Here is a 26357-nt window from a genome sequence, read left to right on the forward strand (position 1 = left end):
CGCGGAGGCGTGAGCCCGGTCGGGTGTGCACGATCGGTGTCCGTCCACACCGGTAGGGCAGGCGTTCTCACCAGCCGCATGCGCTGGTGAGGTGGAGCCATGAAAGCACAGACACTCGGCCGCACCGGTGAGGACTACGCCACCCGCTACCTCGAATGCCTCGGTTGGACGATCCTGCACCGCAACTGGCGCTGCTCCAATGGCGAGATCGACATCATCGCCCGCGACGGTGACACGCTCGTCTTCGTCGAGGTCAAAACCCGTATCGCGTCCTGGGCAGGGCACCCGCTGGAGGCGATCACCCCGATCAAGCTCAGAAACCTGCGGACCCTCGGTCTGCGGTTCCTGGCCGAGTGCGATGAGTGGTATCCGCAGTTCAGGTTCGATGCCATCGGCATTCTGTGGAGCGCCCGCCAACCGGACCTCCAACACGTCAGGGATGTGCAATGAGTGCAGTGGAAGAGGAGCAGAAGGCCCGCGTCGTCGGCGGGGTGCGCAACCGCCTCGGCCGGGCCCAGGCGGTCGCCCTGTGGGGCACCAGCGGCACACTGATCAGCATCGAGACGAGCATGAACCAGGGCCTTCCCGGAATCGACATCATCGGCCTGCCCGATGCCTCGGTCAGCGAATCGCGCAAACGGATCCGGGCGGCACTGTCGAATCTGGGGATCTCGCTCAGTGCTGCGAAGGTGACAGTCAACCTGCAGCCGGGTGCGGTCAGGAAGGTCGGAACATCCTTCGACCTCGGCATCGCGGTGACGATCCTCGCCTGCGAGGAGCTCATTCCGGAGCACTCAGCAGATGGGGTCGTGCACTGCGGTGAGCTCGGTCTCGACGGGCGCATTCTGCCTGTGCGCGGGGTGCTGCCGACGATCCTCGCCGGTCTGGAGGCGGGCTTCACTCGCTTCGTCGTTCCCTACGGCAATCGTGCCGAAGCAGCTCTTGTCCCGCAGGCTGAGGTCGTTGCCGCCGGGCATCTGGCCGATGTCGTCCAGGCTCACGGTGGTCGTGCGGCACCATCCAACACCGAACCAGTGCCCGCGGCTCCCAGCAGTCGCGAGAACGTCATCGAACCCACCGATCTCGCCGACGTCCACGGTCAGCATGACGCCCGGCGCGCACTCGAACTGGCGGCCGCCGGTGGCCACCACTTGCTCATGAGCGGTGCTCCCGGCGCCGGCAAGTCGATGCTCGCCGCCTGTCTCAGCGGCATCGTGCCGCCGTTGAACCGCGATGAGCGCATAGAAGTGCTGGCCATGCAGTCACTGGCCGGCTGCGTCGAAGCCGATGAACTCGATGCTGTTGCTCCACCGTTCGAAGCGCCTCATCACCGGACGACAGCCACGGCGATGGTCGGTGGCTCCCGGCCGGGAGCGATCGGAGTGTTCTCACGCGCTCACCGCGGGGTGCTGTTCCTCGATGAGGCTCCGGAATTCAACCGCGACGTGCTCGAAGCGCTGCGTCAGCCGCTGGAGAGCGGCTACTGCGATATCCACCGCGCCTGGGGGTCGGTGGTGCTGCCGGCGAAATTCCAACTCGTGCTGGCGGCCAACCCGTGTCCCTGCGGTGTCGCTGGCAGCAGCACCCAGACGTGTTCGTGCACCCCGCACGTGCGCCGCCGCTACCGGCAGAAGCTCTCCGGCCCGCTGCTCGACCGCGTCGACATCCAGCTCGACGTCCTGCCTGTCACCGCAGCCGACCTGCGCACGGATGCGCCAGTCGAGTCGTCGACTGTCGTCGCCGAGCGGGTGGCGGCAGCACGGGAGCGCCAGACCCACCGCTATGCCGATATGCCGTGGAACACGAACGCCCGCGCACCGGGTGCGTATCTGCGAGAAGCGTTCTCCTTCAGATCCAGTGAGACTCACGTCCTCGACCAGGCACTCGAACGCGGTCTGCTGTCGATGCGCGGATATGACCGAGTGCTGCGGATCGCCGCGACCATCGCCGACCTCGCCGGCCGAACCCGCCCCGATGGCGACGATGTGCTCGCCGCGGCACTCCTGCGCATGCGGGAGGCACAATGACCACCGACACTCAGCGACTGGCCTGCGTCGACCTGCTGCGCCTAGCCGAACCAGGCGATGAGATCCTCAAAGCCGGCGTTCTCGCCCTTGGTGCCGAGCGGATGCTCGCGCTCATCCGCTCCCGGCAGTCCGAGGCCGTTCCGCAGCTGCATGAGGCATGCGAAGCCGTCGGTCTGCAGGTCCCGGGAGACAAGCTGTCGACGGTTCACGAGCGGTGGCGGATGCGCCTGCCCAGCCTCAATGCCGTCCAAGAGCAGCGGATCATGGCCCGGCTCGGAGCCCGCCTCATCCATCCGGAAGATGATGAGTGGCCGACACAGCTGACTGAGCTCGGCATCCACGAGCCCCTCGCGCTGTGGGTGCGCGGACCTGGGAACCTGCAGGAGCTGCTCACCGGTTCGATCGCACTCGTCGGAGCACGTGCCTCAACGCACTACGGTGAGCATGTCGCCGGCAGCATCGCCTACGAACTGGCCATGCGAGGACACACCATCGTCTCCGGCGGCGCCTACGGCATCGACGCAGCCTCCCACCAGGCGGCGCTCGCCGCCGCCGAGACACCCGAGGTTGGGACGGTCGCCTTCATGGCCGGGGGAGTGGATCGCTATTATCCGCGCGGCAACGCCGACATGCTCACCCGCATCGGCACTCGGTATGCCGTCGTGTCCGAAACGGCAGCCGGACAGACGGCTATGAGGCACCGGTTCCTCCTGCGCAATCGCCTGATTGCCGCCGCTGCCCAGGCCACCATCGTGGTGGAAGCCGGTTGGCGGTCCGGTGCACTGAATACTGCCAACCGGGCAGCTGAATTGCTGCGCACGGTCGGGGCGGTGCCCGGGCCGATCACCAGCCAGGCATCCGCCGGCTGCCACCGTCTCATCCGCGAGGGCCAGGCTGTGTGCGTTACGTCAGCCGATGACATCGCCGAACTCGTCGAACCGATCGACACCACCCGCAGCGAGACCGAGCATCAGCCAGCGCTGCGGATCACTGACGAGATGACCGCAGAACAGAGCAGGACCTACAACGTGCTGCCGACCTCTCGCGGGATCGAAGCGGCGACTGCCGCCGTCCGCTCGGGTCTCGACGCCCACACCGTCATGGCGGCGCTTGCCGCACTCGAACTGTCCGGGCACGTCGAACGCGAAGCCCACGGCTGGGTGAAGAAGCGCGCAGTCGTCACCCGAGGAGCGACCGGCTGACGCGGCTCGAATCCGGTGGCAGCGGTCAGCAGTCTGCCTGCAGATCAGTCGCCGGCACACGATGTCGCTCATACGACGTCATCTGGCCAGCCACTCCACGCTCAACGCTCGCGGCAGCGTCAGCTGCTCGTCGCCGGCGAGCCACCGGCTGGCCCGACAGCGTGGCTGGCTACACTGAGAAGCATGTCGACTTCCCCCGACACCGAGGCACAGCTGCCCGGAGAGTACGCTGAAGCGCTCGCCGCCTTCGCCGAAGAGCTGCGTGTGCACCGAAACGCGTCTGAGCACACCGTGCGCAATTACCTCAGCGATGTGCGCACCTTGCTGACCTTCCTCATCGACGACGATGGACACCTGCCGTTGGACGCCATTGAGCTGGGCAACTTGCGCCAATGGCTGCTCGCTCAGTCGCGCAGTGGAGCTGCGCCGGCGACCACTGCGCGGCGGATCGCAGCGGTGCGCGCCTTCTGCGCGTTCTGCACCCGCCACCAGCTCATGCGATCCAATCCCGCGCTGCGCTTGGCAAGCCCCCGCAAGGCCTCGCGGCTGCCGGCAGTCCTGCAGCAGCGCCACGTCGATGCCGTCATGCAGCACACTGAAACCGAACCCAGTGAGGTGACTGCTCGCACTGATCCCGAGGAAACCGGTGAGACCGAACGCTCCCCGAAAGACGAGGCGCTGCGGCTGCGCGATGCCGCACTGCTCGAACTGCTCTACGCCACCGGCGCACGCGTCTCAGAGATCGCGGCGCTGCACACGACGAGCATTGACACGGATCGCAGGCTCGTCACCGTCATGGGCAAGGGCAGCAAGGAACGCCGCGTGCCCTTCGGACTGCCTGCCCAGCGTGCACTGCGGGCGTGGCTGCAGCGCGGCCGGCCAGTGTTGGAGAACGACAGGACCGCTCGTGATGCTACAGCACTCTTCCTCGGTGCCCGCGGCGGGCGCATCGATGTCCGCCAGATCCGCTCAGTCGTCCACACAGCGACTGCCGGCCTGCCGGACTCACCGGAGCTCTCACCGCATGGGCTGCGGCACTCGGCGGCCACCCACATGATCGAAAACGGTGCTGACCTGCGCGAGGTGCAGGAGTTCCTCGGGCATGCCTCACTGAGCTCGACGCAGATCTACACCCACGTCTCCCTCGGACGGCTGGCCGAAAGCTACCGGCAGGCGCACCCCCGCGCCTGAACCGGCAGCAGCTTGTCAGGAGCCCAGCGTGGCCTTGAGGCTTTCGTGCATCGGGGTCTCACCGTCAATGATGTCGAACTCCCGGCCGATGGTGCGGCCGTCATCGAGGATCATCGCGATGAACTCCGCGACATCCTCACGCCGTGTCGTGGCCCCACGTTCGGTCCCGGTGGCGATGTCGAGGCAGCCGGTGCCAGGCTCATCGAGCAGCCGGCCCGGCTTGACGATCGTCCAGTCCAGGCCGCTGGCGCGCAGAGCATTGTCAGCCTCGCGCTTGGCATCCCAATAGGCGGCGAAGACCTCTTCGGTGCCTTCCGGCGTCGGACCGCCGGCGCCGATGAACGAGATCTGCACGAACCGGTCGATGCCTGCCGCGGCGGCTGCCTGCATCGCCGCGATCGAGGCGGCCAGGTCGACGGTGTACTTGCGGAAGATGCCAGAACCGCCACCGGCTCCGGCGGCGAAGATGACGGCATCGGCATTGCCGAACGCCTCCACCAGCTCAGCCTGCGAGGCCTTCTCCAGGTCGCAGACAACCGGCACAGCGCCGAGCTCTTCAAGTTCAGCAGCGTGCTCCGGGTTGCGGATGATCGAGCGGACTTCCATATCCGGGGTGACAATTTCAGTGAGGTGACGGGCGATCTTTCCGTGGCCGCCGACGACGGCGATGCTGTGAATGCTCATGCCAGCCACAACGACACACACCAGGCAGCTATTCCAGTTCTGACACGGCAGGGCAGTGGGTGGCAGCGACCCTAGTGCCGTCCCTTGTACTCCCAATGCCACGCTTCCGGCAGCGACCCGGACTGCCGGGCCCAGCTCGGGTGCACCCAGCCGAAGCGCGGGGCGTTGGAGCGCATCCACTCATGCTGCACAGTCCCGAATCGGTTGATCCCACCACCGAGGTCGACTGCCAGGCCCCAGCCGTGATTCGACTTGCCGGGCGTGGCGGCCATCCGGCCCTTGCGCCTTTTGAGGATCACCTGTGTCTGATAGTCCCGGTACGAGTCCGTCACCGAAATCAGCTGGCCGAAGCGCTGCCGGTAGGCATCGCTGAGCTCATCGAACGACCGCGCCGCGTCACAGCGCAGCCGATGCCCAGCGGCACGATCCAGCGGGCACAGCGCAACGGCTGGGATCCGGCCGTTTGAATGCCCTCCCCACGCACCAGCACCCGAGGTGCCGTCATCACCGGAAGCCTCCGGCATCTCCTCAGGGGCCTGCGCCTCAGGCAGCAGGATCGAGAAGTCCTGCGAGAAGAACGCAGCCGGATTCAGATAGTCCTTCGGCTTGCCGCTCGCCCACACCCCAACGTGCACGCACCCGTCATCACAATGACTCGGATCAGCAACTGTGCCGACCGGATGACCAGCCCACACCTCATCACCGGCTGTCAGATCCGTCTCGACCGGTTCGAACGACACGATGTGCCTACCGACATCCAGACTGAGCACCGGACGCCCGGCCACACTGCCAGCGAAGTGCACCGTTCCTGACCGCGGGGCGCGGATCGACTCACCCGGCAGCACCGCGACATCGATGCCGCGGTGGCCTGACTGCCAGTTCTGCTTCGGCTTGTCGAAGGCACGCACCACCTCAAACCCGGGCACCGGAGTCACCCAGTCACCGGAATCGGCTGCAGCTTCCGCCGCCTGTGCCGCCGCCGGGGCGATGATGACCACGGGCCGGCCGAACCTGTCAGGATCACCGGCCTGCTCTGCCGGCAGCCCGGCCGGCACGGCCACAACCCCGGCGAGGATCCCGCACACGGCGATCCACCCCAGCTGCTGCAGTCTGGCCCTGATCCCGGTGCGCTCACGTCCACTCATGCCCTCCACACTCATGCCGCGCACACACCCAGCCCACACCTCGGGCACGGCTGTGGAGGACGCCTCGCCATCCCCAGCACTCCTGGCACGCACGCCGGGACCATCCACACACCTCGGGCCCGGTGAGGGCAGGGGCGGCAGGTTTGGTCGCTGGCGGGGAAGATCGTAGACTACACATAGCAGAACTGTGTGCTCTTCAGCCCCGCGCCCGCGCGAGACTGATCAGGTGCAGATCTGACTACGCGCATCCGAGTACCCGCGGCGGGCCACCGGTGCAGATCCCATCCTCCGCGACACCGCACACACGTGTGCGGTGGCGTGCGGCTGAGCTGGGACTGTCGGCCCGACACGGCGGATGCCAGGCATCAACCGAATGACAATGAAAGGAGTGCGCCGGCATGGCCGTCGTCACTATTCGCCAGCTGCTTGACAGCGGCGTCCACTTTGGACACCAGACCCGTCGTTGGAACCCGAAGATGAAGCGCTTCATCTTCACCGAGCGCAACGGCATCTACATCATCGACCTGCAGCAGACGCTGGGCTACATCGACACCGCCTTCGAATTCATCAAGGAGACGGTCGCTCACGGTGGCTCGATCATGTTCGTCGGCACCAAGAAGCAGGCCCAGGAAGCCATCGAAGAGCAGGCCAAGCGCGTCGGCCAGCCGTACGTCAACCAGCGTTGGCTCGGCGGCATGCTGACGAACTTCCAGACCATCTCCGGTCGTCTGCGCCGCCTCAAGGAGCTTGAGGAGATCGACTTCGACGACGTCGCAGGCTCGATGTACACCAAGAAGGAACTCCTCATCCTGCGCCGCGAGAAGGACAAGCTCGAGAAGACCCTCGGCGGCATCCGCGACATGCAGCGCACCCCGTCGGCCGTCTGGATCGTCGACACCAAGAAGGAGCACCTGGCCGTCGACGAGGCGAAGAAGCTGGGCATCCCGGTCATCGCCATCCTCGACACCAACTGCGACCCCGACGAAGTCGACTACCCGATCCCGGGCAACGACGACTCGATCCGCTCGGTCGCCCTGCTCACCCGCATCGTCGCCGACGCTGTGGCAGAGGGCCTCATCAAGCGCCACTCCTCGGACGAGGGCGGCGAGAAGAACATCTCGGCCGTCTCCGTCGAGCCGATGCCGGAGTGGGAGCGCGAGCTCCTCGAGGGCAAGGGCGAGGACAAGGCTGAGGAGACCGAAGCCAAGGCCGAGGAGACTGCTGAAGCCCCGGCCGAGCAGCAGACCGAAGAGACCGCTGAGGCCGGCTCCACCGAGTCGACCGAAGCCTGAGCCGCATCCGCTCGTCTGACCCAGACCACCACGTCTCAACAAGGAGATCGCATGGCAAACTACACTGCCGCTGACATCAAGGCGCTGCGCGACCGCACCGGCGCCGGCATGATGGCTGTCAAGAAGGCTCTCGACGAAGCACAGGGAGATCAGGCCAAGGCCATTGAGATCCTGCGCGTCAAGGGACTGAAGTCCGCTTCGAAGCGCGAGGACCGCTCGACCTCTGACGGTCTCGTCGCCACCCACGTCGAGAACGGCGTCGGCACGATGATCGAGCTCAACTCGGAGACCGACTTCGTCGCCAAGTCCGACAAGTTCGGTCAGCTCGCCGACGAGGTCCTCAAGCTGGCAGTCGAGGCCAAGGCCGACAGCGCCGAGGCGCTGCTGGACTCCGAGGCCAACGGCAAGAAGGTCTCGGAATTCATCGCCGAGCAGGGCGCTGTCCTCGGTGAGAAGGTCGTGTTGCGTCGCGTCGGCCGTGTCGAAGGCAGCAAGGTCGACTCGTACCTGCACCGCACCAACCCGGACCTGCCCCCGCAGGTCGGCGTTCTCTTCGCCTACGAAGGCGATGACGACGAGGCAGCCCACGATGTCGCCGTGCACATCGCCGCTATGACCCCGACCTACTTCTCGCGTGAGGACGTCCCCGCCGACGTCGTCGAGAAGGAGCGCAGCATCGCACTGGAGACCTCGAAGAACGAGGGCAAGCCCGAGCAGGCGATCCCGAAGATCGTCGAGGGCCGCGTTAACGCGTTCTTCAAGGACAACTGCCTGCTCGATCAGCCCTTCGCCAAGGAGCCGAAGAAGAGCGTGCAGACCATCCTCGATGAGGCCAAGGTCAAGCCGCTGGGCTTCCAGCGCTTCCGCGTCGGCAGCTGAGCGACGCACTGATCGCTGACTGAAGGCGGCAGTCCCCACGTGGGGCTGCCGCCTTCGGCATGTCCGCACCCCGTGCCCGAGGTGGTGGTGACCTGCCGTGCCGCAGGTGGAACCGGGGGCGTGCGGACACGTTAGACTGATCGGTGGTGTGCCCTCAGAAAGGGCCGCCAGCCTGCCGCCTGACAAGGAAGAAAGCGATGTCGGAATCTCCAGTCCATTCCTCCAAGCACGACCAGATCTCCCCGGTGCGCACCGATCGCCGGCGCATCCTGCTGAAGCTCTCCGGTGAGGTGTTCGGCGGCGGCACCGTCGGCGTCGACCCCGACGTCGTGGCAGCGGTGGCCAAGGAGATCGCCACCTGTGTGCCGGAGGTCGAGATCAGCATCGTCGTCGGCGGCGGCAACTTCTTCCGCGGCGCCGAGCTCTCCCAGCGCGGCATGGACCGCACGCGCGCCGACTACATGGGCATGCTCGGCACCGTCATGAACTGCCTGGCCCTGCAGGACTTCCTCGAACAGCAGGGAGTCGACACCCGCGTGCAGTCGGCGATCCCGATGACGCAGGTCGCAGAGACCTACATTCCGCGCCGGGCGATGCGCCACATGGAGAAGGGTCGGGTAGTCATCTTCGGCGCCGGCGCCGGACTGCCGTTCTTCTCCACCGACACGGTCGCCGCCCAGCGCGCCCTGGAGATCCGCGCCGATGAGGTCCTCATCGCCAAGAAGGGCGTCGACGGCGTCTACACCGCCGACCCGAAGACCGACCCGACTGCTGAGCGGATCGACTCGATCACCTACCAGGAGGCGCTGCAGCGCGGCCTCAAGGTCGTCGACGCCACCGCCTTCAGCCTGTGCATGGACAACGCCCTGCCGATGCGGGTGTTCGGCATGCAGGGCGAGCACAACCTGCGCCGCGCGATCGCCGGTGAGCCGATCGGCACCACCGTGCGCGGCGCCTGAGCCGCCAGGCCCCCTATCACCCTGCCCGCCTGCCGTGCTGGTGGAGGCGGAGACAATAGAATAGACCTGAGGGACGACCAGCAGTTCCGCAACCGACCGAAGAAAAGAGTGCACCGCGATGCAAGCAACTCTCGCCGAAGCCGCAGAGAAGATGGACAAGACGATCGAGGCGACGAAGGACGACTTCGCCTCGGTGCGCACCGGACGCGCGAACCCCGCACTGTTCGCCCACATCGAAGTCGAGTACTACGGCACCCCGACCCCGCTGCAGCAGCTGGCGTCCTTCCAGGTGCCCGAGGCCCGCACTCTGCTCATCACCCCCTATGACCGCACCGCCCTCGGCAACATCGAGACCGCGTTGCGCAACTCCGACATCGGCGCCAACCCGGCCAACGACGGCAACGTCATCCGCGTGGTGCTCCCGGAGCTGACCGAGGATCGCCGCAAAGAATACGTCAAGATCGTCAAGGGCTACGCCGAACAGGGCCGCGTGTCGATCCGCAACATCCGCCGCACCGCCAAGGACGCCATCGAGAAGATGCAGAAGGACGGCGAGGTCGGTGAGGACGAAGCCAAGCGCGCCACCGGTGAGCTCGACGAGCTGACGAAGAAGAAAGTCGACTCCATCGACCGCCTCCTGGCAGCCAAGGAAGAAGAGCTGCTCGAAGTCTGAGCCCAGCGATGGCCCAGCAACCAGTCGACGGCGAGAAGTGGGAACTCTACACCCAGGAGTTCCCGCGTCGTCGTGATGCCATAAGAGCCGAGCGGGAAGCCGCCCGGACCGGGCAGCTGCCGGTCATCCAGCCGGCGCCCACACCGCCGGCTCAGCGGACGGGCAACACCGCCGCCGGGGCCGAAGCGCAACGGCAGGCGACTGAAGCGCAGCGGCAGGCTGCTGATGACGCGCAGCGCGTTGAGGAACAGTCCCAGGCGACCGAGACCCAGCCGCACGCAGTGGTCGGCTCCCCGCCGGCCTCGGCCTACGGACACGGGCTGGTCACCCCGACCCCGGAGGCGGAGAAGGCCGCCGAGGCCACCAGCGCAGATACCGCGACGGCAACCGACAATGCCCCGGGATCGGCCACCGCCGCCGAACCGGAGAAGAAGGACTACGGGCGCGCCGGGCGCAATCTGCCGGCGGCCATCGCCGTCGGCGCGGTGCTCGGCGGGGGAGTGCTGGCCTCGCTGCTGTTCTACCCGCCGTCCTTCGTCGTCATCGTGCTCATCGGCGTCATCGTGGCGATGTGGGAGCTGGCCAACGCGCTCTCACGCTCCGGCTCCGTTGTCGCCCGCGTACCGACCGTCACCGCCGCAGGCCTCATGATCCTAGCGACCTACCTGGCCGGCCGTGAGGCCCTGTGGGTGGCTTTCACCGTCGGGGCCGGAGCGATCCTGCTCTTCACACTCCTCGAACGCCGCCCCAATCCGGTCAAGGACGTCTGCTTAAGCCTCTTCGCACTCACCTATGTGGGGCTCATGGCCTCCTCGGTCGTCTTCATCCTCACCCAGCCGGACGGCAACCTGCTCGTCATCCTCTTCCTCGCCCTCGTCATCGCCAGCGACATCGGCGGCTACACCTTCGGCGTGCTATGGGGCAAACACCCGATCGCCCCGAAGATCAGCCCGAAGAAGTCCTGGGAGGGTTACGCCGGCTCCGCCGTGTTCTCCACCGCCGTGGGCATCTGCATGGCGCTGTGGGCCTTCGACGCCCCAATCTGGACCGGCGTCGTCCTCGGCACGATCATCCCGGCATTCGCCACCCTTGGTGACTTCTCCGAATCCATGATCAAACGCGACCTCGACCTCAAGGACATGGGCACCCTGCTGCCCGGCCACGGGGGAGTGATGGACCGCCTCGACTCGATACTCCCGACCGCCCCGGTCGCCCTCGTCCTGTTCACCTTCCTGCCTGGATTCATCACATGAGCCTTCTTGCCTCCCTGTCTCAGGTCCTCCCGACCGAGACGATCATCACCGATGCCGACATCATGGCCTCCTACCTGCACGACGAGGCCGAATGGGCGCCCTACGGCCAAGCCCTGGCGATTGTGCGCCCGCGCGAAACCGCCGAAGTGGTCGCCGCCGTGCGCTGGGCGATCGAGCACTCGGTCGCCGTCGTCGCCCGCGGGGCCGGCACCGGGCTGTCCGGCGGGGCGAACGCGCTGGAGGGATGCCTGGTCATCAGCTTCGACGCGATGAACCAGATCCTCGACGTCGACCCGGTCGAACGCACCGCCCGGGTGCAGCCCGGCGTCGTCAACAATGACCTGCGCGCCCGGGTGGCAGAAGACGGCCTGTGGTACCCGCCGGACCCGGCGAGCGCCCCCTGGTCGACGATCGGCGGCAACGTCGCCACCAACGCCGGCGGACTGTGCTGCGTCAAATACGGCGTCACGAGCGAATACGTCCTCAACCTCGAAGTCGTCACCGGCACCGGCAAGCTCGTGCGCGTCGGCAAGACGACAGCGAAGAACGCCGCCGGCTATGACCTGCGCGGCCTCATCATCGGCGCTGAGGGCACACTCGGCATCGTCACCGAGATCACCGTGCGTCTGCTGCCGCTGCCGCAGGACTCCCGGGCGATCGTCGGCTACTTCGACAGCCTCGTTGACGCCGGCCAAGCCGTCGCCAACGTCACGGCTGCCGGCATCATCCCCTCCGCGCTCGAACTCGTCGACTCCTACTGCCTCAAAGCAGTTGATGAGTGGAAGAACATGGGTCTTTCGGCCGAAGCCGAGGTGCTGCTGCTGGCTGCCACCGACGTTCCCGGTGCTGCCGGGCAGGCCGAAGCGGAGGGCATCGTCGCCGCCTTCGAATCCGCTGGCGCCACCTTTGCTGCCATCAGCGAGGACGCTGAGGAAGCCGATGCGTTCTTTGCCGCCCGCAGGCTCGCCTATCCGGCTCTTGAACGGCTCGGCCCGGTGCTGACCGAAGACGTCTGTGTGACCCGCTCGAAGGTGCCCGAGGTGCTCGGCAAGATCCAGGAGATCGGCCGCAAGCACGACACGGTGCTCGCCCAGATCGCCCACGCCGGCGACGGCAACCTGCACCCGCTGCTCGTCACCCCGATCGGCGACGACGCCGCCCGCGAACGCGCGCAGGCGGCATTCGAGGAGATCATCACTGTCGCCTTGGAAGCCGGCGGCACCGTCTCCGGTGAGCACGGGATCGGGCTGCTGAAGAAGCCGGGCCTGTCCCGGGAGCTGAGCGACGACGTCCTCGACATGCACCGGGCGATCAAGTCCGCGCTCGACCCGCACGGCATCATGAACCCCGGCAAGGTCTTCAGCCTCGAGGCGTAAGCAGACGGTCCTCAATCAGCGGCGGAGCGATCGGCGTCCCGCTGCGCCGGCGAGCACCCTGGAGCGTCTCGGCGAAGAGCCAGAGGCCGGCAACGATCTGCACGACGGAGAGCACGCGATTCCACGCAGCACCGTCGATGAACAGGTAGATGCCGACGGCGACCACGAGCAGGCAGGCGACCAGCCGGAGCTTCTCATGACCGGTCACCGCAGATCGCCTACGACCGGTTCACGCGAGGTTCGGCTCGCGGAGTCAGCAGCGGGATCGGCCGCTTCGTCCCGGCGCCGCCTGCGGATGCCCTGGATGAGGTCGATGAGGAGGATGATGCCGGCGATGACCGCCACCGCGCAGATGAGCGGAAGCCATCCAGCGGTTCTGAACACCAGATAGGCACTGGCGCCGATGACAACGAGCGCAGCGACGAACCGGACGATCTCGTTGCCCGTCATGGGGATCACAGCTTTCGTGTGGGGGGGTCTTCCATCGTGCCAGATGAGATCGCCTGCCACCAGCATCTGAGGGTTCTTCGCTAGGAGAGTGCCGCTCTCACACATCGCCCAGCCTGCACATGCGATACTGGGAGGACATGACTGAGAAGACCTCCTCCACACCGACCAACAGGCCGCCCCGCCGACAGGTGCGGCCCATCGTCGAGCACGCAGACGGCACCACCTCGCGCACCCCGACGCGTGACGGCCGGCCGCTGCTGAACTTCAAGTCCCCGCGCGTCACCCAGCCGCCGACCCACCTGGCCGATATGTCGATGGACGAGCGGATCGCCGCCGTCACCGAGATAGGACTGCCAGCGTTTCGCGCCAAGCAGCTCTCGACCCACTACTTCGTCCACCACACCACCGACCCCGAGGCAATGACCGACCTGCCGAAGGAGCGGCGTGCCGAACTGGCCGAGAGGTTCTTCCCACCGCTTTTGACCGAGGTGCGCCGGCTGCGCACCTCCAACGGCGACACCATCAAGTTCCTGTGGCGGCTCTTCGACGGCGCCCTCGTCGAATCGGTGCTCATGCGCTACCGCAACCGCATCACCCTGTGCGTGTCCTCGCAGTGCGGCTGCGGCATGAACTGCCCGTTCTGCGCCACCGGCCAGCAGGGCCTGACGAGGAACATGTCGACAGCTGAGATCGTCGAGCAGGTCATCCGCGCCAACCAGGTCATCGCCGCTGGCGAACTGGCCGACGACACCTCGGGTGACACCGACATGCTCGGCAACCCAGCCGCCGCCGTCGGCTCCGAAGCCGACGAAGACCAAGGCGAGGCCCCAGCCCAGGCGAGCGAACATGCTGAGGGCACCACCGCCTCGGGCGCGGGGCAGGCCGAACGCGTGACCAACATCGTCTTCATGGGCATGGGCGAGCCGCTGGCCAACCACAAGCGCGTCATGAACGCCGTGCGCCGCTTCGTCGACCCGGCCCCGGCCGGCCTGGGCATGGGTGCGCGCCGCATCACCGTCTCGACAGTCGGGCTGGTGCCCGGAATCAACAAGCTCGCCGCCGAGGACATCCCGGTCACCTTCGCACTCAGCCTCCACGCCCCAGACGACGGCCTGCGCGATGAGATGATCCCGGTCAACACCCGCTGGAAGGTCGACGAGGCCATCGACGCCGCCTACAACTACTACAAGGTCACCGGCCGGCGCGTGAGCATCGAATACGCTCTCATCAAGGACATGAACGACCACGCCTGGCGCGCCGAACTGCTGGGCAAGAAGCTCAACGCACGCGGCCGCGGCTGGGTGCACGTCAACCCGATCCCGCTCAACCCGACCCCCGGTTCGGTGTGGACGGCATCCGAGCCCGAGGTGGCAGCTGAGTTCGTGCGCCGCCTCCAGGACGCCGGGATCCCGACGACGATCCGCGACACCCGAGGTCAGGACATCGACGGGGCATGCGGCCAGCTTGCCACGGCCGAAGAGGACTGAGCGCTACACTTTAAGCACCGCACAGCATTCACAAGGAGAGCGACGTGGAGACGAACTTCCCCAGGATGTCGGGTTGGAAGAACGGATACGACCCCGCACAGGTCGACAGCTTCTTCAAGCGGGCCCGCGAATCCTTCGAATCCGACACGCCGCAGCCCGGCGATCTCGACGCGCGTGCGGTGCGCACCGTCGGCTTCGACCTGGTGCGCAACGGCTACCACGTCGGCGTCGTCGACGCCGCCCTCGACCGTCTCGAAGACGCCTTCGCCAAGCGCAGCCGCGACCGGCTCATCTCCAGCTCCGGTGAGGACGCCTGGGTCAAGGAGCTCACCCGTGCCGCCAGCTCGCTGCGCGGACGCCTCGCCCGCGAATACGGCGAACGGTTCAACCACCCGGAGAAGGGCCAGATCGGCTATGACGTCGAAGAGGTCGACGATCTGTGCGACCGCATCAACGGCTACTTCACCCAGGGCAAGCCGATGAGTGTTGACGAAGTCCGTCGCGTGCTCTTCCGCACCCGCAAGGGCAACCGCGCCTACGACGAGGACCAGGTCGATGCGTTCATCGACCGGGTCGTCGAGGTCATGGCCAGTGTCGACTGATCAGCTGCACTGGTTCCGCAAGCCGGGCACGAACTCACCGAAGGACAAGGGTACTTTCAACCCCGTCTTCGAGCTGCTCGACTACCCGATCGTCACCGGGCGGGCTGACGAGATCTTCTTCGCCGACGCCGAGGTGTCGCTGACGTACGAGGACGCACTCGACCGGGTGGCGAAGTTCGCCGGCATCCTGCGCGTGGTCCACGAACCGGCCCCGCCGTTCCTCGTCATCGACGACGGGCTGCGCCCGGTCACCCTCATCCTCGCGATGCTCGCTGCGCTGCGGCTGGGCAGCTGCGTGGTCCTCGGATCCAAGAGCCTGAAGCCGGGGGAGAAGAAGACAGCCCCCGTGCTCCGCCCGGCCGAAGGCGCGCAGGCGGAAGCCGGCGAGCACGCCAGCAGAAACGGCGACGCCGCCGCTCAGACTGCAGCGAAGGCCGGCATGCACACGGAGACCCGCAAGATCTGGTCGCACTTCGAAGGCACCGAGCTGCTCGCCGACGGACCGGAGAGCAAACCGCTCGACGCCGGAGCGCTGATGAAGGAATCGGCGTTCAAGCATGCCGCGGCGGCAGAGATCGGACCCGGCCGCGAAGTCCTGCGCCTCGACGGGGTGAGCCTGAGTGCTGCCGAGAGTCTCAACGCTGTGGAGATGTTCCTCAGCCGCTGAGCGATCTGAGCCAGCCAGACAGCCCGTGGAAAGGCCGCGATCGGCTCTGTGCCGCCGATCACAGACGTCCGAAACGGCCTTGATCCCGGTGTTACCGTAAGCCTCATGGCGATCGACAGACGGAAGCTGGCGCGGCGGGCGCGCCGCTATTGGGCGATCGTCATCGTCATCTGCACGTACTTCGGCTTCCACTCCTTCATGCTCACCGGCCTGGCCGTCATGGCCCCGAACCTCGGGCTGGCCTCGTTAACGGTGACGATCTACATGGGCCTGGGCATCCTGCTCGACTCACCGGCCGCCTCGGCGATCGAGCGCTACGGACTGCGGCGGGTCATCGGCACCTCCGGCATCCTCATCCTGCTCATCACCATCGGGCTGCTCATCGCCGGCTCCGGCTGGTGGATCGTCATCTTCGGAACCCTCTACGCCTGCTGCTCCAGTCTCATCTACATCCCCGCCCTCGCGCACTACGCCTCGATGCTCGGGGAACGGCAGGCCGACGGCCAGCGCATCAACGTCTTCATCCAGCGCGGCGGCGCACTGGCAGCAGGCCTGTTCATCACCTGGGCCCTGGCAGCCGAGCAGCCCCGCGTGCTGTTCGTCATCGTCGCCACCACCGGGCTCGGAATCCTCGTCGCCGCCTGGTGGCTGCCCGGGCCCAGCCGCGACCGGCACGTCACCCAGCGGGTGCCGCTGCTGAGCACCATCGTCTATTCGGTCGCAGCGATCGGCCGGTCATCAGTCATGGCCCGCGGGGCACTGTCGGCCTCAGCACTGCCGGTCATCTTCATCACGACGAGCTCGATCTTCCCGCTCGCCCTGCCGGAGTTCGGCGCTGCGATCGGTGTCGGACTCGTCATGCGCGAACTCATTGCCATGGCCACAGCGACCGCTTTCGGTCACGGCTCGATGCGCCGAACCAACCGCGAGTTCGCGGCTGCGGTGCTGCTCGCCCTGATCGGAATCTCCGGGGCACTGTGGATCGAGCAGAACTGGGCCGTCATCACCGGCATCATCCTCACGGGCCCACTCATCAGCTCCGCGATCGTCACGTCATCGCTCAACACCCGCATGGCAAGCCTGAGTGCAGCGCACCCGTGGGCCTGCTTCGCCGGTATGGGCATCGCATCACGGACCAGCGGCCTGCTCGTCCCGCTTGTGCTCAGCGCGGCACTGTCAACCAGCCGGCAGGCGCTGGAGGTCGTGCTCGTCATCGTGCTCATGCTCATCGCTTGCGGCATGCTCATCGGTCGGCAGCGTCAGGACGGGCTGCCGGGCTGAGACCTACCGAGCGCATTGTTGAAGACCGCCTCTGAATTCCCGAGATCGCTGCCCAGAATCCGGCACGCATTGGAGGTGCTCCTGTGAGCTCGTCGGCGAATCCGAGGGCGAACGGCAACGGCCCCTGTGACTTGCGCAGAGTCACCGGGGCCGTGATGTCGGTCGGCCGATTAGCCCTCGTAGTTGGCGAAGGCGTTGATGCCGGTCATCGCGCGGCCGAGGGTCAGCTGGTGCACCTCGTGGGTGCCCTCGTAGGTGAGGACGGTCTCGAGGTTGATGGCGTGGCGCAGCGGAGAGTACTCACTCGTGATGCCCGAACCGCCGAAGGTGGCGCGCAGGTCGCGGGCGATGTTCATCGCGGTGTCGACGTTGACCATCTTGCCCAGGGAGATCTGCTCCGGGCGCACACCGACGGTGTCCTTGAGCTTGCCGAGGTGGGCGGCCAGCAGGGTGATCGACGAGTACTGGCCGAAGGCCTTCGCCAGCTTCTGCTGTGTGATCTGGAACGACGACAGCGGACGGTTGAACTGGATGCGAGTGCCGGTGTACTCCAGTGCGGAGAGGAGCGAGTCACGGGCAGCACCGGTGACGCCGAAGACGATGCCGTAGCGGGCCTCGGACAGGCAGGACAGCGGTCCCTTGAGCCCCTTGGCCTTCGGCAGCATCGCCGATTCCGGCAGACGGACGTTGTCGAGCACGATCTCACCGGTGATCGAGGCGCGCAGCGACAGCTTGCGCTTGACCTCGGGCACCTCGACACCGGGGGTGTCGGTGGGGACGACGAAGCCGCGGACAACTGGGCGGCCCTTCTCGTCCTCTTCTTCGGTCTTGGCCCACACGACGCAGACATCGGAGACCGGGGAGTTGGTGATCCACATCTTCGCGCCGTTGAGGATCCAATCGGAGCCGTCCTTGGTCGCGCGGGTCTTCATGCCAGCCGGGTCCGAACCGACATCCGGTTCGGTCAGGCCGAAGCAGCCGAGCTTCTTGCCGGCGGCCATCTGCGGCAGCCATTCTTCCTTCTGCTCCTCGGAGCCCCAGTTGTGGATGGCGAACATCGCCAGCGATCCCTGCACGCTCACCAGCGAACGCAGACCCGAATCGATGGCTTCGAGCTCACGGCATGCCAGGCCGTACTGGGTGGCGGTCGCTCCGCCGCAACCGTATCCTTCCAGATGCATGCCGAGCACGCCGAGCTCACCGAGCTGCTCTGCCAGCTCACGAGCCGGGATCGTGCCTTCGAGGTACCAGTCGCCGATCTTCTCCCGGACATTCTCGTCCAGCCACTTGCGGACGATGCCCGCCCATTCGAGGTCTTCCTTCTCGAAGACCGAATCGATCGCCAGAATCTCGTCAGGGGTCATGGTTTTGCTCATCGTCGAGTTCCTCTCCTCGTGGGGCAGCAGTGAGCGCACGTGTCATCGCGTTCTAAGAAATCAATGAGATGATCTGTCACCGTGAAGGTACGTAACGTCATTGTACTGGGGGCCACTGGCTCGGTCGGCACCCAGGCTCTCGAAGTCATCGCCGCCAACCCCGCCAGATTCGCCGTCACCGGCGTCGGAGCGGGGTCGAATATCGACACCGCAGTCGACCAGGCGATCCGCGCCGGGGCCCGCGCACTAGCCATCGCCACCCCGCCTGCCGGGGGAGAAGCCCAGGTCAGGCAGCTGCTGGAGGAACGCGCCGTCCAGCTCGGCGCGCAGGTGGCAGTCGAGACGATCTTCACCGGTCCCGAGGCGTCGGCCCGGTTGGCAGCCGAACCCGCCGACGTCGTGCTCAACGCTGTCACCGGTGCCGCCGGTCTGACCTCGACGCTGGCAGCCCTCGAATCAGGCACCGATGTCGCGCTGGCGAACAAGGAGTCCCTCATCATCGGCGGTGAGCTCGTGCTGCGCACCGCTGAGGAGAACGCAGCCCAGCTCATCCCCGTCGACAGCGAGCATTCGGCGATCGCCCAGGCGCTGCGCGCCGGCCGCCGCGAGGAGGTCTCCCGGCTCATCATCACCGCCTCCGGAGGTCCCTTCCGCGGCATGAGCGCAGACGAGCTGGCAGCCGTCACCCCCGAACAAGCGCTGGCCCACCCGACGTGGAACATGGGCACCGTCATCACGACGAACTCCGCGACCCTGGTGAACAAGGGCCTGGAGGTCATCGAAGCGCATCTGCTCTTCGGCATCGACTACGACCGCATCACCGCCGTCGTCCACCCGCAGAGCCGCATCCACTCGATGGTCGAGTTCGTCGACGGCTCGACGATCGCCCAGGTCTCCCCACCTGACATGAAGCTGCCGATCGCCTACGCCCTCGGCACCGATCGCGACGGCACCACCACCCGTATCGCAGGTGCCACCGCACCCGAACCCTTCGACGCCGCGAGCTCCTGGACCTTCGAGCCGGTCGATGACGCGAACTTCCCGGCCCTCGGTCTGGCGATCCGGGCCGGCAGGGCCGGCGGGACCGCACCAGCGGTATACAACGCCGCCAACGAAGAGCTCGTCGCCGCCTTCCACGCAGGCACGATCACCTTCCCGCAGATCTCCGAGGGCATCGCCGCAGCCCTCGACCAGCACCTCGGGAACGGGGGAGAGGCCACCGAGCTGACCCTGGAGACCGTGCTGGCAGCAGACCGCAGTGCCCGCGAGTTCATCGCCGGCTGGCTTGAGCCGGCTGCCGCGGAGGGGGCCCGCGCATGACCAGTCTGCTCTACGCCCTGGGCATCGTCCTCATCCTCATCGGGGTCTCCATCTCGATCGCCCTGCACGAACTCGGCCACCTCATTCCGGCCAAGAAGTTCGGCGTCAAAGTCACCCACTACATGGTCGGCTTCGGCCCGACCCTGTTTTCCCGCCGCCGCGGGGAGACCGAATACGGCATCAAGGCGCTCCCACTCGGCGGGTTCATCGCGATGCCGGGCATGTACCCGCCCAAGCACGCCACCCACGCCACCGTCGACCAGTCGCACGGGGCCACCGACGCCTCGGGCATCGTCACCGAAGCCGTCGAAGGCCACGAGGACAGGGAGCTGGCCGGAGTCGGTGCGAGCGCCGAAGCTGCAGGCGGGTCCACAGAGATCCCGACGGAGTCCCGGAAGCCGCGGATGTTCGAGCGCACCATGGACGACGCCCGCGAATACTCCAACCAGTTCATCGAGCCCGGCGAGGAGCACCGCACTTTCTACGCCCTCTCGGTGCCAAAGCGGCTCGTCGTCATGTTCGGCGGCCCGCTGGTCAACCTGCTGCTGGGCATCCTGATCCTCGGGATCATGCTGCTCGGCGTTGGTGTTCCGACCCTGAACACCACCGTGGCCACCGTCTCCGAATGCGCGGTTCCGGCCACCGAAATGGCCAAACGCGCACCAGCCGACCAGAATCGCTGCCTGCCCGGCGACCAGCCGACCCCTGCAGCCGAGGTCGGCATCGCGCCGGGCAACACGATCATCTCCATCGACGGCAAGCCGATGCACTCCTGGAACGACATCACCCGCGAAGTCCGCGGCCTGGCCGGCAAAGAGGTCGACATCGTCGTCGAGGACGGCGGAGCGCAGAAGACCATCCCGACGACGATCATCGCCGCCGAGCGCCCCGTCTACGAGAAAGGCGAGCTCACACGCGACGGCAACGGCGAGCTCGTCACCGAGACCGTCGGCTTCCTCGGCGTCGGCCCGGACAAGGAGTACACGCCGATCCCGCTGAGCGAGTTCCCCGGCCAGATCGGCCAGGCCCTCGGCCGGACCTTTACAGCACTGGCGACGCTGCCGGTCAAGCTCGTCGACATCGTCCAGGTTGCCACGACGAACAAGGAGCGCGACCCTGAGGGCATCATGGGCATGGTCGGCGTCGGCCGGGTTGCCGGTGAGATCGTCTCGACCGACCAGATCGACGTCACCGGCAAAGTCGTTACCGGCCTCGGGCTGCTCGGCTCGCTCAACCTGTTCCTCTTCGCCTTCAACATGATCCCGCTCCTGCCGCTCGACGGCGGGCACATCGCCGTCGCCCTGTACGAAGGCGCCCGACGGCGGATCAACCTCGCCCGCGGTCGCGGGATCATCGGGCCCTTCGACACCGCCCGGCTGCTGCCGCTGACCTACGTCGTCGTCGGGCTGATGCTGTGCATGACCGTGCTGCTCGTCTACGTCGACATCGTCAAACCCGTCGTCCTGTTCCAGTAGCGACGGCAATCGTTAGCGAACTGTAGCCACCGGAAATCCTGAACCGCAGCTGAGCGCTGTGTGAGAGGTTACGATGATTCCACCAGCGGCCGGTCACCGGCCGCCGGGACCACCACCTCCGACGTACAGGGAGCCCAGTGCACCACGCTCAGCGGCGCGCGACCGCGATGTCCGACGCCTTGGCCCGGGAGATGCTCCCGGCCGACTACCCGATCATCGGCATGGTCGACCTCGACACCCTCGATGAGCTGTTCCGCGCCGCCGAGGCGGCCTTCGACTCCCCATCACCGGTCACCCACGCAGTCGCTGCGAAGGCCGTGACCCTCGTGCCGATGATGCGCCACCTCGCCGAGCTCGGCGCCGGCTGCGAGGTCGCCAGCCCCGGTGAGCTCAGGATGGCGCAGCTGGCCGGGTTCACCCCCGACCGGATCGTCTTCGACTCCCCGGCCAAAACTCGCCACGACATCGACACCGCCTTAGACCTCGGCGTGGCGATGAACCTCGACAACTTCACCGAACTCTCCCGCATCGACGAGCATTTGGCCGCCGCGACCCCCAAGGGCCGGATCGGCGTGCGCATCAACCCGCAGCTGGGCGCCGGCAAGATCGAGGAGATGTCGACCGCGACCCCGACGTCGAAGTTCGGCATCCCGCTGCGCGACGAGGGATCCCGGCAGGCGATCATCGACGCCTACGCCGCCCGCCCGTGGCTCAACCAGATCCACGTGCACTCCGGCTCCCAGGGCATGGCCCTGTCCTCGATGGCCGCCGGTGTGCGCGCCGTCGTCGACCTCGTCGCCGACATCCACGCAACGATCGGCCACCAGCAGATCACGCACATCGACATCGGCGGCGGGCTGCCGGTCAACTTCGACTCCGACGCCCACACCCCGAGCTTCGCCGACTACCGAGCCGCGCTCGAGGCGGAGGTCCCCGAGCTCTTCGACGGCACCTACGGCATCATCACCGAGTTCGGCCGCTCCCTGCTGGCCAAGTCGGGCACGATGCTCACCCGCGTCGAATCGACCAAGGTCGTCGGCGGCCGGCCGATCGCCGTCTGCCACGCCGGCGCGCAGGTTGCTGCCCGCACGATCTTCATGCCCAATGCCTGGCCGCTGCGCGTCAGCGTCCTCGACCCGACAGGCGAGGAGCGCGAAGACGACGTCTGCGTCCAGGACGTTGCAGGGCCCTGCTGCTTCTCCGGCGACATCATCGCCCACCAGCGTGCGCTGCCGCTCATCCGCGAAGGCGATGTCATCGCCATCCACGACGTCGGCGCGTATTACTTTTCCAACTCATTTTCCTACAACGCCTTGCCACGGCCTGCCGTCTACGGATACAGAGAGAAGGACGGCGCAGTGGCCTGGGTCACCCTCAGGCGACAGCAGACCATCGACGAGGTGGTCGCTGAGGCAGGAGGCGACGTTGACTCCAGCTGGTAGCAGCCGGTCCGGCAGCCACTGGCATCCGGCGGTCGCAGCACAGGGCTGCACCGCCGCCTGACAGCTCATGCGGCCCACCAGCCGCAGCGGTAACCACCGCAGGTGAGAAACGGAAACCACAAAAGGAGCGAACCCGGTATGAAGATCGGACTCGTAGGACGCGCGGCGGCAATCATGTCCGCTGCAGCACTTGTACTGAGCGCATGCGGCGGCGGCACCGGAGGCGGTGGCGGCAATGGCGGCGGCGAACCGGCAGAGGACTTCACGCAGGACCTCACCTTCGCCACCGGCGGCACTGCAGGCGTGTACTACCCGCTGGGAAATGAGTACTCCCGCATCTTCCAGAACGAAGTCGACGGCCTCACGGTCAACGCTGTGGAGACCGACGGCTCGGTGGACAACCTCGGCCGCATCGCCAAGGGCGAAGCCCAGCTGGCGTTCACCCAGAACAACACCGCCCACGATGCTGTGAGCGGCTCCGGTGAGTTCGAAGAGCTTGGACAGCCGCTGGAGAACATCGGCTGGATCGGCCAGCTGTACCCCGAGGCTGCACAGGTCATCACGCTGGAGGACAGCGGCTTCGAGTCGATCGAAGACCTCAAGGGCAAGAAGATCGCCGTCGGCGCCCCCGGTTCGGGCACCGCGGCTGTTGCCAAGCTCATCCTCGATGCCTACGGCTTCGAAGACGGCGACTACGAGCCCTTCGAGGAGAGCTTCGCCGATGCCCGCTCGAAGCTCCAGGACGGCAACATCGACGCTTCGATCGAGATCCTCGGCGTCCCGGCGGCATCGCTGTCGGAGCTGGCAGCCAACGCTGATGTCAAGCTGCTGCCGCTGGACAAGGACAAGGCCGACCAGATCGCCGGCGAATCGCAGTACGAAAGCTACGTCATCCCGGGCGGCTCGTATGACTTCGCCCCTGACGACGTGCAGACCGTGACGGTGTTCGCCACGATCGTCGCCTCGACCAACCAGGTCAGCGAAGAGGACGCCTACGGCATCACGAAGGCGATCTACGAGAAGGCCGGAGACATCTCCCTGGCGCAGGGCAAGCTCATCAAGACTGAAGACGCTCTGCTCGGCCGCGGTGATGTGGAACTGCACCCGGGTGCTAAGAAGTACTTCGACGAACAGGGCATCAGCACCGAATGATGATCGGGCCCGGTCGGCCTACGCCGGCCGGTGATCATCGCCTAGCTCAACTGAGGCCCTGTGAGGTGTGCGCAGGCCGCCGCCTGCGGCCTGCGCACACACTCCTGAACACCGGAGAACCCCGATGAACTCGACGAGAACCCCGCGCGACGACGAGAAGCCTGAGGGCGGCAGCACCGCCGCAGGCCGCGCAGCTGACCGCAATGACGCCGGCGATCCCGGCGCTGCTGCCACCGACGCCTACCGCGATGCCAAGCACCACGGCGCCGCGTCAGAGACCGCCGGCGATCCGGACGTCGACGCCAGCAACGTCGCCGTCATGAGCTCGGCCGAAGCCGAGGAGAAAGCTCAGGAGGTGCTGCGCGAGCACGACACCGCCTCCCGCCACCGTGTGGACTCCGAACTCGGTCCGTGGCGCTGGCTCATCTTCGTCCTTGCGCTCGGCCTCACCGGGTTCCAGCTGTACACCGCCTTCGCCGGCTCCCGCCCGACCCTCATCCAGGGTGCGATCCACGTCGGCGGCGCGATGGGTCTCATCTTCCTGCTCTACCCCCTGCACCGCAGCCTGAGCCTGCGCGAGGACACCAAACCGGGACTGTACTGGGGCTCCCTCGTTCTCGACACGATCCTCGCGTTCGCCGCGATGGGCTGCTCGGCCTACATGGTCCTCAACTACGACTACCTCACCGGCGTACAGGTCCAGATGTTCGGCTACAGCGACTTCGACACGACCGTCGCCCTCGTCGGCATCCTCCTCATCCTCGAAGGCACCCGCCGCTGCGTCGGCCTGCCGATCGTCATCATCGCCACCCTGGCGCTGCTGTACTTCTGGCTCGGTAAGTACTCGCCGATCCTGCCGTACCACGGCACCACCTGGCAGAACATGGTCCAGCAGACCTGGTACTCCTCGCGCTCGATCTTCGGCATCCCGATCCAGGTGTCCTCGACCTTCGTGTTCCTCTTCCTGCTCTTCGGTGTCGTGCTCGTGCGCACCAACATCGGCGCCTACTTCAACGGCCTGGCCTTCCGGCTGACCGGTAAGTTCGCCGGCGGGCCGGCCAAGGCAGCCGTCGTCGCCTCGGCGATGCAGGGCACCGTCACCGGCTCTTCGGTCGCCAACGCCGTCGCATCGGGATCCTTCACCATCCCGATGATGAAGAAGGTCGGCTTCAAGGCGAAGTTCGCCGCCGCCACCGAGGCGACCGCCTCGACCGGCGGGCAGATCATGCCCCCGATCATGGGTGCGGCTGTGTTCATCATGGCCGAGTACACCGGCATCGCCTACTCGACGATCATCCTCGTGGCGGTCATCCCGGCATTCATGTACTTCGCCGGCGTCATGCTCGCTGTGCACTTCGAAGCCAAGCGCAACCGCATCCACGGCATGCGCAAGGACCAGCTGCCGAGCTGGAAATACCTGCTCACCCGCATCGACCAGTTGCTGCCGCTGGCCGTCATCATCTACATGCTCATGACCGGCACCACTCCGGCAAAGGCCGCACTGTGGGGCATCGGCACCGCACTTGTGCTCAGCTTTCTGCGCGAGTCGACCCGCCTGAGCATCCGCGGCATCTTCGAGGTCCTCGAATCCGGTGCCCGTGTGGCCCTGCCGGTCATCGCCGCCTGTGCGACCGCCGGCATGGTCGCAGGCATCGTCACCGCCACCGGCCTCGGCGGCCGCCTGGCCGACGGCATCCTCACCGCAGCCGGGGAGAACTTCTTCCTCGTCATGTTCTTCACCATGGTCGCCTGCCTGGTGCTGGGCATGGGACTGCCGACCACCGCGAACTATGTCGTCACCGCCACGGTGGCCGCGCCGATCCTCGTCAGCAACTTCGACGTCCCGATCCTGGCCGCCCACCTGTTCGTGTTCTACTTCGGCCTGCTCGCCGACATCACCCCGCCGGTGTGTCTGGCCGCCTACGCCGCTTCCGGCATCGCCGGATCGAATCCGCTCAAGTCCGGTGTCACCGCCTTCCGGGTGGCGATCGCCGGATTCATCGTGCCCTACGTCTTCGTCTCCGCACCGGGCCTGATCTTCCAGACCGACGACACCGTCATGCATTTCCTGCAGGTGTTCATCACCGCGCTGCTGGGTATGACGGCGATCTCCGCAGCAACAGCCGGGTACTTCTTCGACCACCTGCACTGGTGGGAGCGGATCGTGCTCATCGCCGCCGGCATCGCGATGGTCATCCCAGCACTGTGGGTCTCGCTCATCGGTATCGCCGTCGCCGTGCTCATGGCGCTCCTGCAGCGCATGCGCGCCAAACGCCGCGACGGTTCGACACCGCCTGCCGAGCGGCCAGCTGCCGCCGGCGAGGCGTAGGCTGGGTCTGGGTGCCGACCGCTCGTGTGTGCTCGAACACACGAGCGGTTCAGCAATCATTCACATGCCCCGCCTAGAATGGGGAGCAACGACCA

24 protein-coding genes are annotated in these 26357 nt (G+C 66.7%); 19 read left to right on the forward strand and 5 right to left on the reverse strand.

Annotation, left to right across the window (positions count from 1 at the left end):
• The first annotated feature begins 99 nt into the window (after nucleotides 1-99).
• From HLA91_RS02925 to HLA91_RS02940, 4 genes are all read left to right on the forward strand, one after another.
• Entirely contained in the window at nucleotides 100-450 is a 351-nt protein-coding gene (locus HLA91_RS02925) for a YraN family protein (RefSeq protein ID WP_170273417.1), read from the forward strand.
• A complete protein-coding gene (locus tag HLA91_RS02930) occupies nucleotides 447-2027 on the forward strand; it encodes a YifB family Mg chelatase-like AAA ATPase (RefSeq protein WP_170273418.1) in 1581 nt (526 codons plus the stop codon). The genes HLA91_RS02925 and HLA91_RS02930 overlap by 4 nt, the downstream gene beginning before the upstream one ends.
• Nucleotides 2024-3229, forward strand: coding sequence for a DNA-processing protein DprA (gene dprA / locus HLA91_RS02935; RefSeq protein WP_170273419.1), 1206 nt, complete (start codon nucleotides 2024-2026; stop codon nucleotides 3227-3229). Before HLA91_RS02930 ends, dprA begins: the two co-directional genes overlap by 4 nt.
• A 183-nt stretch (nucleotides 3230-3412) precedes the next feature.
• On the forward strand, nucleotides 3413-4420 hold the full coding sequence (locus tag HLA91_RS02940) for a tyrosine recombinase XerC (RefSeq protein WP_170273420.1): 1008 nt from the start codon (nucleotides 3413-3415) through the stop codon (nucleotides 4418-4420).
• Between the two features lie 15 nt (nucleotides 4421-4435).
• Here the strand turns inward: HLA91_RS02940 and HLA91_RS02945 are convergent, their stop codons facing one another.
• Nucleotides 4436-5104 (reverse strand): NAD(P)H-binding protein, encoded by a 669-nt coding sequence (locus tag HLA91_RS02945; RefSeq protein ID WP_102162583.1) that lies wholly within the window; start codon nucleotides 5102-5104, stop codon nucleotides 4436-4438.
• A 71-nt stretch (nucleotides 5105-5175) separates the two neighbouring features.
• Nucleotides 5176-6249 carry a D-alanyl-D-alanine carboxypeptidase family protein gene (locus HLA91_RS02950; RefSeq protein WP_170273421.1) on the reverse strand — a complete coding sequence of 358 codons (1074 nt, stop codon included), beginning with the start codon at nucleotides 6247-6249 and terminating at the stop codon, nucleotides 5176-5178.
• A gap of 398 nt (nucleotides 6250-6647) precedes the next feature.
• On the opposite strand from HLA91_RS02950, the gene rpsB reads away from it, so the two are divergent.
• The 6 genes from rpsB (at nucleotide 6648) to HLA91_RS02980 (ending at nucleotide 12681) form a co-directional block, all read left to right on the forward strand.
• Nucleotides 6648-7541 carry a 30S ribosomal protein S2 gene (gene rpsB, locus HLA91_RS02955; RefSeq protein ID WP_170273422.1) on the forward strand — a complete coding sequence of 298 codons (894 nt, stop codon included), beginning with the start codon at nucleotides 6648-6650 and terminating at the stop codon, nucleotides 7539-7541.
• Between the two features lie 51 nt (nucleotides 7542-7592).
• Nucleotides 7593-8420 (forward strand): translation elongation factor Ts, encoded by an 828-nt coding sequence (gene tsf, locus HLA91_RS02960; RefSeq protein WP_170273423.1) that lies wholly within the window; start codon nucleotides 7593-7595, stop codon nucleotides 8418-8420.
• 197 nt (nucleotides 8421-8617) lie between these two features.
• Nucleotides 8618-9379: a UMP kinase gene (gene pyrH, locus HLA91_RS02965; RefSeq protein WP_102162587.1), complete on the forward strand. Its 762-nt coding sequence runs from the start codon at nucleotides 8618-8620 to the stop codon at nucleotides 9377-9379.
• A gap of 118 nt (nucleotides 9380-9497) precedes the next feature.
• Nucleotides 9498-10052: a ribosome recycling factor gene (frr, locus tag HLA91_RS02970; RefSeq protein WP_170273424.1), complete on the forward strand. Its 555-nt coding sequence runs from the start codon at nucleotides 9498-9500 to the stop codon at nucleotides 10050-10052.
• An 8-nt stretch (nucleotides 10053-10060) separates the two neighbouring features.
• The gene (locus HLA91_RS02975) at nucleotides 10061-11305 is read left to right on the forward strand and encodes a phosphatidate cytidylyltransferase (protein WP_170273425.1); all 1245 of its coding nucleotides are present in this window, start codon (nucleotides 10061-10063) and stop codon (nucleotides 11303-11305) included.
• Nucleotides 11302-12681, forward strand: a complete 1380-nt coding sequence (locus HLA91_RS02980) for an FAD-binding oxidoreductase (protein WP_170273426.1) — start codon at nucleotides 11302-11304, stop codon at nucleotides 12679-12681. The genes HLA91_RS02975 and HLA91_RS02980 overlap by 4 nt, the downstream gene beginning before the upstream one ends.
• Here the strand turns inward: HLA91_RS02980 and HLA91_RS02985 are convergent.
• On the reverse strand, nucleotides 12665-12889 hold the full coding sequence (locus tag HLA91_RS02985) for a hypothetical protein (RefSeq protein WP_170273427.1): 225 nt from the start codon (nucleotides 12887-12889) through the stop codon (nucleotides 12665-12667). The two genes, HLA91_RS02980 and HLA91_RS02985, sit on opposite strands and share 17 nt — an antisense overlap.
• Complete coding sequence (locus HLA91_RS02990; protein WP_170273428.1) at nucleotides 12886-13131, reverse strand: hypothetical protein; 246 nt, start codon at nucleotides 13129-13131, stop codon at nucleotides 12886-12888. Before HLA91_RS02990 ends, HLA91_RS02985 begins: the two co-directional genes overlap by 4 nt.
• A 137-nt stretch (nucleotides 13132-13268) precedes the next feature.
• On the opposite strand from HLA91_RS02990, the gene rlmN reads away from it, so the two are divergent.
• The 4 genes from rlmN to HLA91_RS03010 all read left to right on the forward strand — a co-directional run bounded on the left by rlmN (nucleotide 13269) and on the right by HLA91_RS03010 (nucleotide 17168).
• Nucleotides 13269-14618, forward strand: a complete 1350-nt coding sequence (gene rlmN / locus HLA91_RS02995) for a 23S rRNA (adenine(2503)-C(2))-methyltransferase RlmN (protein ID WP_170273429.1) — start codon at nucleotides 13269-13271, stop codon at nucleotides 14616-14618.
• A gap of 44 nt (nucleotides 14619-14662) precedes the next feature.
• Nucleotides 14663-15220 (forward strand): DivIVA domain-containing protein, encoded by a 558-nt coding sequence (locus HLA91_RS03000; RefSeq protein ID WP_257995173.1) that lies wholly within the window; start codon nucleotides 14663-14665, stop codon nucleotides 15218-15220.
• Entirely contained in the window at nucleotides 15210-15887 is a 678-nt protein-coding gene (locus tag HLA91_RS03005; protein WP_170273430.1) for a hypothetical protein, read from the forward strand. The genes HLA91_RS03000 and HLA91_RS03005 overlap by 11 nt, the downstream gene beginning before the upstream one ends.
• Before the next feature lie 105 nt (nucleotides 15888-15992).
• Nucleotides 15993-17168, forward strand: a complete 1176-nt coding sequence (locus HLA91_RS03010; RefSeq protein ID WP_170273431.1) for a hypothetical protein — start codon at nucleotides 15993-15995, stop codon at nucleotides 17166-17168.
• A gap of 170 nt (nucleotides 17169-17338) precedes the next feature.
• Here the strand turns inward: HLA91_RS03010 and HLA91_RS03015 are convergent, their stop codons facing one another.
• On the reverse strand, nucleotides 17339-18544 hold the full coding sequence (locus HLA91_RS03015) for an acyl-CoA dehydrogenase family protein (protein WP_102162596.1): 1206 nt from the start codon (nucleotides 18542-18544) through the stop codon (nucleotides 17339-17341).
• Nucleotides 18545-18625: 81 nt separating this feature from the next.
• On the opposite strand from HLA91_RS03015, the gene dxr reads away from it, so the two are divergent.
• The 5 genes from dxr to HLA91_RS03040 all read left to right on the forward strand — a co-directional run bounded on the left by dxr (nucleotide 18626) and on the right by HLA91_RS03040 (nucleotide 26262).
• Entirely contained in the window at nucleotides 18626-19864 is a 1239-nt protein-coding gene (gene dxr / locus HLA91_RS03020; protein ID WP_170273432.1) for a 1-deoxy-D-xylulose-5-phosphate reductoisomerase, read from the forward strand.
• A complete protein-coding gene (locus HLA91_RS03025) occupies nucleotides 19861-21339 on the forward strand; it encodes a M50 family metallopeptidase (protein WP_170273433.1) in 1479 nt (492 codons plus the stop codon). Before dxr ends, HLA91_RS03025 begins: the two co-directional genes overlap by 4 nt.
• A 137-nt stretch (nucleotides 21340-21476) precedes the next feature.
• Nucleotides 21477-22781 (forward strand): type III PLP-dependent enzyme domain-containing protein, encoded by a 1305-nt coding sequence (locus tag HLA91_RS03030; protein WP_170273434.1) that lies wholly within the window; start codon nucleotides 21477-21479, stop codon nucleotides 22779-22781.
• 138 nt (nucleotides 22782-22919) lie between these two features.
• Complete coding sequence (locus HLA91_RS03035) at nucleotides 22920-23933, forward strand: TAXI family TRAP transporter solute-binding subunit (RefSeq protein WP_170273435.1); 1014 nt, start codon at nucleotides 22920-22922, stop codon at nucleotides 23931-23933.
• 124 nt (nucleotides 23934-24057) lie between these two features.
• Nucleotides 24058-26262, forward strand: a complete 2205-nt coding sequence (locus HLA91_RS03040; protein ID WP_239557023.1) for a TRAP transporter permease — start codon at nucleotides 24058-24060, stop codon at nucleotides 26260-26262.
• Nucleotides 26263-26357: the final 95 nt, after the last annotated feature.

Origin of the sequence: Brevibacterium luteolum, from assembly GCF_013004595.1 — a bacterium.
Lineage (GTDB): Bacteria > Actinomycetota > Actinomycetes > Actinomycetales > Brevibacteriaceae > Brevibacterium > Brevibacterium luteolum.